Consider the following 6,214-nt stretch of genomic DNA (forward strand, 5'->3'; position numbering starts at 1 on the left):
GATCTGAAGGCAATCCATTGGGTTCCAGCCTTTTCGAAAAAAAGGCTCACTACGACAGACATAAAAAACGGCGCTCGGATATCCGCACGCCGTTTTGATGTGGAGCACTACAGGGTTACTTCAGATCGAAGCGATCCAGCTCCATCACCTTGGTCCAGGCCGCCACAAAATCTCTGGCGAACTTTTCCTTGGCATCATCACTGGCATAAACCTCAGCCAATGCACGCAACACGGAGTTGGAACCAAACACCAGATCCACACGGGAGGCGGTCCACTTGACCTCACCGCTGTCACGGTCGCGGCCTTCAAACGCCTCCTGATCCTTGTCGACCGCTTTCCACTCGGTATTCATGTCGAGCAGGTTGACGAAGAAATCGTTGCTCAGCGTTCCCGGCTTGTCCGTCAGAACACCCTGGCTGCCGCCATCACTGTTGGCACCCAGTACCCGCAAGCCGCCGACCAGCACGGTCATTTCCGGGGGAGTCAGGGTCAGCAACTGGGCGCGATCAATCAACAGGTGCTCGGCACCAATGCTGAACTTGCCCTTCTGGTAGTTGCGGAACCCATCCGCCACCGGCTCCATGGGCTCAAACGAAGCCACATCGGTCTGCTCCAGCGAGGCATCCATCCGGCCCGGGTTGAAGGGCACGGTCAGATCCACACCCGCCTCCTTGGCCGCTTTTTCGATAGCGGCACCACCGGCCAGTACGATCAGGTCCGCCAGCGACACTTTCTTGCTACCCGTGTTGAACTCGCTCTGGATACCTTCCAGCGCCTTGATCACCTTGGCCAATTGTTTGGGCTGGTTTACCTCCCAATCTTTTTGCGGCGCCAGACGTACACGGGCGCCGTTGGCACCACCACGCTTGTCGCCACCCCGGAAGGTCGAGGCGGATGCCCAAGCGGCAGAAACCAGCTCGGAAACAGACAATCCGGCATCCAGAATCCTGGCCTTCAGATCCGCAATGTCCTTGCTACCCACCAGATCGTGATCCACGGCGGGAATCGGATCCTGCCAGATCAGCACTTCCTGCGGCACTTCCGGGCCGAGGTAGCGATCACGGGGCCCCATGTCACGGTGAGTCAGTTTGAACCAGGCACGGGCAAAGGCATCGGCAAACTGATCCGGGTTATCCTTGAAGCGACGGGAGATCTTTTCGTACTCCGGATCGAAACGCAGGGACAAATCCGTGGTCAGCATGGTAGGCCGGCGCTTCTTCGACTTGTCGAAGGGGTCCGGAATGACATCATCGGCATCCTTGGCCACCCACTGGTGGGCGCCAGCCGGACTTTTGGTCAGCTCCCACTCGAAACCGAACAGGTTCTCGAAGAAGTAGTAGCTCCACTTCACCGGCGTCTGTGTCCAGATCACTTCCAGGCCGCTGGTAATCGCATCACCGGCTTTGCCACTGGCATGATCACTCTTCCAGCCAAATCCTTGCGCGGCCATATCCGCCGCTTCCGGGTCGGCACCTACCAGTTCCGCATCACCCGCACCATGGGTCTTGCCAAAGGTGTGACCACCCGCAATCAGCGCCACGGTTTCTTCATCATCCATGGCCATGCGGGCAAAGGTTTCACGAATATCATGGGCGGCGGCTACCGGGTCCGGGTTGGCATTCGGGCCTTCCGGGTTGACGTAGATCAGCCCCATCTGCACTGCTGCCAGCGGGTTTTCCAGATCGCGCTGGCCGGCACGGGATTCAGCGTAGCGCTTGTCGCCATCCAGCCAGCCTTTCTCGGCACCCCAGTAGACATCGTGATCCGGCTCCCAGACATCTTCACGACCGCCGGCGAAACCAAAGGTTTTGAAGCCCATGGATTCCAGCGCCACGTTACCGGTGAGGATCATCAGGTCTGCCCAGGAAATCTTGCGACCGTACTTCTGCTTCACCGGCCAGATCAGGCGTCGGGCCTTGTCCAGGTTGCCGTTGTCCGGCCAGCTATTGAGCGGGGCGAAACGCTGCTGGCCACGACCACCACCGCCGCGGCCATCGGCCAGACGGTAGGTGCCGGCACTGTGCCAGGCCATGCGGATAAACAGGCCGCCGTAGTGACCAAAATCTGCCGGCCACCAGTCTTTCGAATCGGTCATGACCTTGCGCAGGTCTGCCTTAACCGCCGCCAGATCCAGGCTGTTAAATTCCTTGGCATAGTCGAAGTCGTCCCCCATGGGGTCCGACTTGGTTGAATGCTGACTGAGCAGGTCCAGACGCAACTGGTTCGGCCACCAGTCCTGGTTCGTGGTCCCACCGCCAGCAGCGTGTGCTACCGGGCACTTGTTTCCGTCAGCCATAACACTTTCTCCCTTGATGTGTTGATTGCCTCATTACCTGACGTCTTCTATCTAATCCCTTACCAACCAATAGCTCCAGTCAACTTTACCGAATGAACCGATAGTTTTTATTAAAATCCGGTGCCCTGATGTCAGCCATCATTGGCAACCCTCACCCAACGCACAACCCTGTCACAGGCTTCGTGCTAGAGTGGCTCTACAACTAGAACATACAGGGATTCGGTGACTTTTCCATCGACACAAGACACGGAGATAACCTGACATGCGCAGGATCAAATTCGGCTTGCCGCTAACCACTTTCCTGCTGGCCGCCTGCGATGACACCCCGCCCCCGCAAGCCCCGCCGCCCGAAGTATTCGTGGTCACCGCCAGCCAACAGCCTTACCAGCAAGACAGAAATCCCGGTCTGCGCGGCCTGCCATTCCCGCCGCTCACAACCGTTTGAATACGATCGCACCGGCCAGCCGTTGATGGACAGTTTCCTGCCCGCCACCCTGGATGACGGGCTGTATCATGTGGATGGCTAGGTAAACGATGAAGTCTTTGTTTACGGCTCGTTTGTGCAGAGCCTGATGTATGAAAAAGGCGTCACCTGCAGCGACTGCCACAACCCTCACAGCCTTGAATTAAAGGCGGAAGGCGACAACGTCTGCCTGCAATGCCACACCCCGGACTACGCCACAGAGCAACACCATTTCCATGAACCCGGCACCCCGGGCAGCCAGTGTGTGGATTGCCACATGCCAGCCAAAACGTTCATGCAAGTGGATGCCCGCCGCGACCACAGCTTCCGGATTCCCCGCCCGGATCTGAGCGACAGCCTCGGCACCCCCAACGCCTGCAACCAGTGTCACACCGACAAGGACGCTGCCTGGGCCACAGAGACGCTCAAACAATGGTATGGCCATCTTCCCAGCGGGCATCAGCAGTTTGCACACACTCTGCATGCGGCTCGGCAGGGGCGGGCCTCCAGCCAGTCACTGGCGCGGCTACTCGGCAATACCAGACAGCCTGATATTGCCCGCGCTACGGCGGCTCACCTGCTCGGTTCACAACTGGACGGGGCCTCGATACCCGCGCTGGCCCAAGCGCTCAACAGCCCCAGCGGACAGATCCGTCAGGCTGCGATCACCGCCTTACAATCCCTGCCCCTGAATCAGCGCTGGTCTTTGCTTGCCCCCTTGCTCAATGATCCACAACGGGTCGTGCGCATCAGTGCCGCAGAAGCCTTGGCTGACGTTCCGGTGAGTGAAGTTCCTCTGGCAGCACAGCAGAGCCTGATGAACGGCTTCAAGGAATTCGAGCAGGCCCAGGCACACAATGCCGACACCCCGTCAGCACGCGTAAAGCTGGCGAATTTCCTGCTTGCTCAGGGGTATGAAAAACGTGCCGAGGAAGAATATCGACAGGCGATCCAACTGGACCGGCAATGGATGTCCGCCTATGTCAATCTTGCCGACCTGTATCGTCGCCAGCGCAAAGAGGAAGCAGGAGAAAAAGTTCTGATGGAGGGTCTGAAGCAACAACCCGCAAATGCCGATCTGAATCATGCCATGGGCTTGCTGAAGGTGCGCCAGAAGGCCTCCACTGCCGCACTGGACTACCTGCATAAGGCCGCCACCGAGGCCCCGGACAACAGCCATTATCAATATGTCTATGCCATTGCACTGGACAGCTATGGACAACGCCCTGCCGCCATCAACTGGCTGCGGGATAGCCTGGAGAGGCGGCCAGCCGAGTCACTTGAAAGGCTGCTCCATCAATGGAAGAACGAACCTTGATACCTTCTTGCCAGGCAAACGTAACACGACAGTCATTACTTTCCTGATTCGATTTCTTCCAGACGATGAATAATCGGGGCGTACTCACGATTGACCTCTTCGATCTCCCGATCAAAACCCTCAAGCTTTTTTTCGGAAGCCTTAATCTGCCGCTGCAAGCGATCAATCGCCTCCTGCACCGGCGCGGCCACCTTGTTACCTGCCCGTTCGCTGCGAGCAGCTACGGCGATCTCGTCATCCAACTTCATCTGCAGCTGAGCCAGATTGTTTTCCTCGTAACTGATGGCCAGCTCAAGTGAGTCGACCTTTCTGTCACGGGCACGGACGGCATCGTCGGGACCAGCGTAAAGCCGTAGCAATTCAGCATCTTCTCGCCGCTGCCGCGCTGCGGTTAAACGGCGTTTACGCGCTTCCTCGTCATGGAGTGCCACCCCTTCCACTTCTTCCAGTACACGGCCGTAGCTATCCACCCGTTGGTAGCCGTTCTCAATAGCCGTGTTGGTCAAGGTGCGCTCCAGGTGCACAACTCCGTCCGCAGTAATGTAGCGGTAGTAAATCTCCTCAGGGGCTGACGACGAGCTGCCGGCTGCCCACAAAGAGGAGGAACAGACCAGTGCGGCGACAATGACAAGGCTTCGCATTTTGTTATTCCACTCCGTAGCGCTCCCGGTACTCGCGCATCTTGGCCACCATGGGGCCGCTATCCGGTTGCTGCTCCAACCAGTCGATAATATCGTTCATTGCCACGATACTGCCGACCGGCACCCCCAAAGTTTTTTCTACTTCCTGGATCGCCGACAGCTCACCCTTGCCTCGCTCTTGACGATCCAGGGCCACCATGACACCCGCCATGGTCGCATCGGTCTTTTCGAACAAGGCAGCCACTTCTCTGATGGCTGTCCCTGCCGTAATCACATCATCAATCACCAACACCCGGCCCTGCAGAGGAGCCCCGACCAGCCAGCCGCCTTCGCCGTGATCCTTGGCTTCCTTGCGGTTAAAGGCCCAGGGCAAATCCTGGCCGTGATGCTCAGCCAGCGCCACCGACACCGCCGCTACCAGCGGGATACCTTTGTAGGCTGGTCCGAACAACATATCGAATTTCTGGCCAGATGCCATGATCGCATCCGCATAATAGCGACCCAGCCGTGCCAGCGCCTCACCCGTATTGAAGGTACCGGCGTTAAAGAAGTACGGGCTGGTGCGCCCGGACTTGAGCGTGAACTCACCAAATTTCAGGGCGTCACGCTCCTGGGCGAAACGCAGGAAATGCTTCTTGTAGTTCTTGATGGTCATGATTTACCAGCCCAATACGCTCTGTTGTGCCTTGATGATGTCGTTGATGCCCTTTTCCGCCAGGCCCAGCAGGGTATCGGACTGCTCGCGGGTAAACGGCGCGCCTTCGGCGGAGCCCTGAATCTCGATAAAGCCGCCTTGCTGGGTCATTACCACGTTCATGTCGGTCCCGGCGTTGGAATCCTCAGCATAGTCCAGATCCAGCACCGGGGTGTCCTTATAAACGCCCACGGAGACCGCACCGACCAGGCCGTTAAGCGGGTCATCCTTGATCTTCTTGGTTTCCAGCAGATGGGTAAAGGCATCGACCAGCGCCACGCAGGCACCAGAGATAGAGGCCGTGCGGGTACCACCATCGGCCTGCAGCACATCGCAGTCCAAATAGATGGTGCGCTCGCCCAGCTTGCTCAGATCCACCGCGGCACGCAGCGAACGGCCGATCAGGCGCTGGATTTCCAGGGTACGGCCACCCTGCTTGCCACGGGAGGCCTCACGGCCGGAGCGGGTATGGGTGGAGCGGGGCAACATGCCGTATTCGGCGGTCAGCCAACCCTGGCCCTTGCCTTTCAGGAAGCGCGGCACCCCTTCTTCCACGGACGCGGTACACAGCACCTTGGTGTTCCCGAAGGCCACCAGCACACTGCCCTCGGCATGAACGGTGTAGTTGCGGGTAAAGCTCAGTTCACGCAGTTCATCAGTGGCTCGACCGGAAGGACGCATGGGATCTCCTGAATCATAGAAAACGAAAGGCCGGCCATTGTAGCAAACACCGGCGGCAATGCCTTCCTTGCACCTCCCTCCGTTCAGACTAGACTAGGGAGCCTCTGAATAACTCCTTGCA

The 6,214-nt window shown here is 58.4% G+C and carries 6 protein-coding genes; 2 read left to right on the forward strand and 4 right to left on the reverse strand.

Going from position 1 to position 6,214, the window contains the following annotated elements; all coding sequences use genetic code 11:
• Positions 1 to 115: 115 nt before the first annotated feature.
• Positions 116 to 2,296: a catalase/peroxidase HPI gene (katG, locus tag A15D_RS10600; RefSeq protein WP_102791906.1), complete on the reverse strand. Its 2,181-nt coding sequence runs from the start codon at positions 2,294 to 2,296 to the stop codon at positions 116 to 118.
• Between the two features lie 317 nt (positions 2,297 to 2,613).
• Between katG and A15D_RS10605 the strand changes: the two genes are divergently transcribed.
• Both A15D_RS10605 and A15D_RS10610 read left to right on the forward strand, forming a co-directional pair.
• Positions 2,614 to 2,823 carry a hypothetical protein gene (locus A15D_RS10605; RefSeq protein WP_102791907.1) on the forward strand — a complete coding sequence of 70 codons (210 nt, stop codon included), beginning with the start codon at positions 2,614 to 2,616 and terminating at the stop codon, positions 2,821 to 2,823.
• A gap of 45 nt (positions 2,824 to 2,868) precedes the next feature.
• Positions 2,869 to 4,077: a HEAT repeat domain-containing protein gene (locus A15D_RS10610; RefSeq protein WP_146026870.1), complete on the forward strand. Its 1,209-nt coding sequence runs from the start codon at positions 2,869 to 2,871 to the stop codon at positions 4,075 to 4,077.
• A gap of 35 nt (positions 4,078 to 4,112) precedes the next feature.
• Here the strand turns inward: A15D_RS10610 and A15D_RS10615 are convergent, their stop codons facing one another.
• The 3 genes from A15D_RS10615 to rph are packed head-to-tail and all read right to left on the reverse strand — an operon-like array spanning position 4,113 to position 6,093.
• Positions 4,113 to 4,718 (reverse strand): hypothetical protein, encoded by a 606-nt coding sequence (locus A15D_RS10615; RefSeq protein WP_102791909.1) that lies wholly within the window; start codon positions 4,716 to 4,718, stop codon positions 4,113 to 4,115.
• Positions 4,719 to 4,722: 4 nt separating this feature from the next.
• Complete coding sequence (pyrE, locus tag A15D_RS10620; protein ID WP_102791910.1) at positions 4,723 to 5,367, reverse strand: orotate phosphoribosyltransferase; 645 nt, start codon at positions 5,365 to 5,367, stop codon at positions 4,723 to 4,725.
• 9 nt (positions 5,368 to 5,376) lie between these two features.
• Complete coding sequence (gene rph, locus A15D_RS10625) at positions 5,377 to 6,093, reverse strand: ribonuclease PH (RefSeq protein WP_022985553.1); 717 nt, start codon at positions 6,091 to 6,093, stop codon at positions 5,377 to 5,379.
• Positions 6,094 to 6,214 lie beyond the last annotated feature (121 nt).

Source organism: Alcanivorax sp. MD8A (assembly GCF_002888555.1).
Taxonomy (GTDB): domain Bacteria; phylum Pseudomonadota; class Gammaproteobacteria; order Pseudomonadales; family Alcanivoracaceae; genus Alcanivorax.

Coding starts and splice junctions, on each gene's coding strand:
- rph (WP_022985553.1), bottom strand. CDS start 6,093: ATGCGTCCTTCCGGTCGAGCCACTGATGAACTGCGTGAACTGAGCTTT.
- A15D_RS10610 (WP_146026870.1), top strand. CDS start 2,869: ATGTATGAAAAAGGCGTCACCTGCAGCGACTGCCACAACCCTCACAGC.
- katG (WP_102791906.1), bottom strand. CDS start 2,296: ATGGCTGACGGAAACAAGTGCCCGGTAGCACACGCTGCTGGCGGTGGG.
- A15D_RS10605 (WP_102791907.1), top strand. CDS start 2,614: ATGACACCCCGCCCCCGCAAGCCCCGCCGCCCGAAGTATTCGTGGTCA.
- A15D_RS10615 (WP_102791909.1), bottom strand. CDS start 4,718: ATGCGAAGCCTTGTCATTGTCGCCGCACTGGTCTGTTCCTCCTCTTTG.